The organism is Ramlibacter sp. (assembly GCF_036676645.1).
Classification (GTDB): domain Bacteria; phylum Pseudomonadota; class Gammaproteobacteria; order Burkholderiales; family Burkholderiaceae_C; genus Ramlibacter.
In genome coordinates, this window is sequence record NZ_JAKFCM010000061.1 from 1 (window position 1) to 1,862 (window position 1,862).

2 protein-coding genes and 1 tRNA gene are annotated in these 1,862 nt (G+C 69.2%); all 3 read left to right on the forward strand.

The genetic code is table 11. The features are described from left to right. A partial coding sequence (gene serS / locus V6M57_RS09715) for a serine--tRNA ligase (protein WP_332814786.1) occupies nucleotides 1–777 on the forward strand: 777 nt, incomplete at its 5' end. Next, nucleotides 774–1,763 carry a LysR family transcriptional regulator gene (locus V6M57_RS09720; RefSeq protein WP_332814787.1) on the forward strand — a complete coding sequence of 330 codons (990 nt, stop codon included), beginning with the start codon at nucleotides 774–776 and terminating at the stop codon, nucleotides 1,761–1,763. The genes serS and V6M57_RS09720, both read left to right, overlap by 4 nt. Before the next feature lie 9 nt (nucleotides 1,764–1,772). Continuing rightward, a tRNA-Ser gene (locus V6M57_RS09725) sits at nucleotides 1,773–1,862 on the forward strand.

Sequence of the window (1,862 nt, forward strand, 5' to 3'; positions counted from 1 at the left end):
CCGCTGGCGCGCCTGCACCGGGCGCTGGCGCAGTTCATGCTCGACCTGCACACCGGCGAGCACGGGTACCTGGAAACCAACGTGCCGCTGATCGTCAACGCCGACAGCATGCAGGGCACCGGCCAGCTGCCGAAATTCGAGGAGGACCTGTTCGCCACCGATTTCGGCGACAGCCGCCGCTACCTGATCCCGACCAGCGAAGTGCCGCTCACCAACATCGTGCGCGACACGATCGTCGACGACGCGCAGATGCCGCTGCGCATGAGCGCGCACTCGATGTGCTTCCGCGCCGAGGCCGGCAGCCACGGCCGCGACACCCGCGGCATGATCCGCCAGCACCAGTTCGAGAAGGTGGAACTGGTGTCGATCGCCCGGCCGGAGGAATCCGACGCCGAGCACGAACGCATGACCGGCTGCGCCCAGACCGTGCTCGAACGCCTCGGCCTGCCGTACCGCAAGGTGCTGCTGTGCACCGGCGACATGGGCTTTTCGGCGCGCAAGACCTACGACCTGGAAGTGTGGCTGCCCAGCCAGGGCACCTACCGCGAGATCAGCAGCTGCTCGAACTGCGGCGATTTCCAGGCCCGGCGCATGCAGGCCCGCTGGCGCAACCCGGCCACCGGCAAGCCCGAGCCCGTGCACACGCTCAACGGCTCGGGCGTGGCCGTCGGCCGCGCGCTGATCGCGGTGATGGAGAACTACCAGGAAGCGGACGGCAGCATCGGCATCCCCGAGGCGCTGCGGCCGTACATGGGCAACCAGGAGCGCATCGGATGAACCACCCGGACCTGAACGACCTGCAGTTCTACGCGATGGTGGTCGAGCACGGCGGTTTCGCGGCCGCCGAACGCGCGCTCGGCGTGCCCAAGTCGCGCCTCAGCCGCCGCATCGCCCAGCTCGAGACCGAGCTCGGCGTGCGCCTGCTGCAGCGCTCCACCCGCAAGTTCGCCGTCACCGACGTCGGCCAGAGCGTCTACCGGCATGCGCAGACGATGCTGGCCGAGGCGCAGGCCGCGCGCGAGGCGGTCGACCGCGTCAGCGCGGCGCCGCGCGGCGTCATCAAGGTCAGCTGCCCGGTGGCGATCGCCCAGGAAGTGCTGGCGCCGGTGCTGCCCGAATTCATGAAGCAGCAGCCGCAGGTGCGCGTGCAGATGCACGTCAGCAACCGCCGCGTCGACGTGATCCAGGAAGGATTCGACGTGGCGATCCGCGTGCGCAGCCAGCTCACCGACGACGGCGAGATGGTGGCGCGCAGCTTCGGCCAGCTGCGCGAGCTGCTGGTGGCGAGCCCGAAATACCTCGACCGGGTCGGCCGCCCGCAGCATCCGACCGACCTGACCGGCCACACCACGCTGAGCATGAGCGAGGACGACAGCCGCCAGCGCTGGACCCTGCACGGCCCGGACGGGCAGGTGCAGAAGGTCGAGCTGACGCCGACACTGATGGCGCACGATTTCCCGCTGCTGATGGCGGCCGCGAAGGATGGCCTGGGCGTCGTGCTGCTGCCGGAGCTGACCTGCGCGGAGGCGATCCGCCGCGGCGAGCTCGAGGTCGTGCTGCCGGCGTGGAACCTGCCGCAGGGCATCTGCCACGCGATCTACCCGTCGCGGCGCGGTCTGCTGCCGGCGGTGCGCGTGTTCATCGACTTCCTCGCCGAACGCCTGCCGCAGCTGATCCTCGACAGCAAGCTCAAGTGCGGCACGCCCGGCGGCGTGCCTTGCGAAAAGACCCGCGCGGCGCTGAAACTGCCCGCCGAGATTTGAAGCAACAACGGAGAGATGGCCGAGTGGTTTAAGGCAGCGGTCTTGAAAACCGCCGAAGGCTAACCCCTTCCGTGGGTTCGAATCCCACTCTCTCCGCCA

Coding starts and splice junctions, on each gene's coding strand:
- V6M57_RS09720 (WP_332814787.1), top strand. CDS start 774: ATGAACCACCCGGACCTGAACGACCTGCAGTTCTACGCGATGGTGGTC.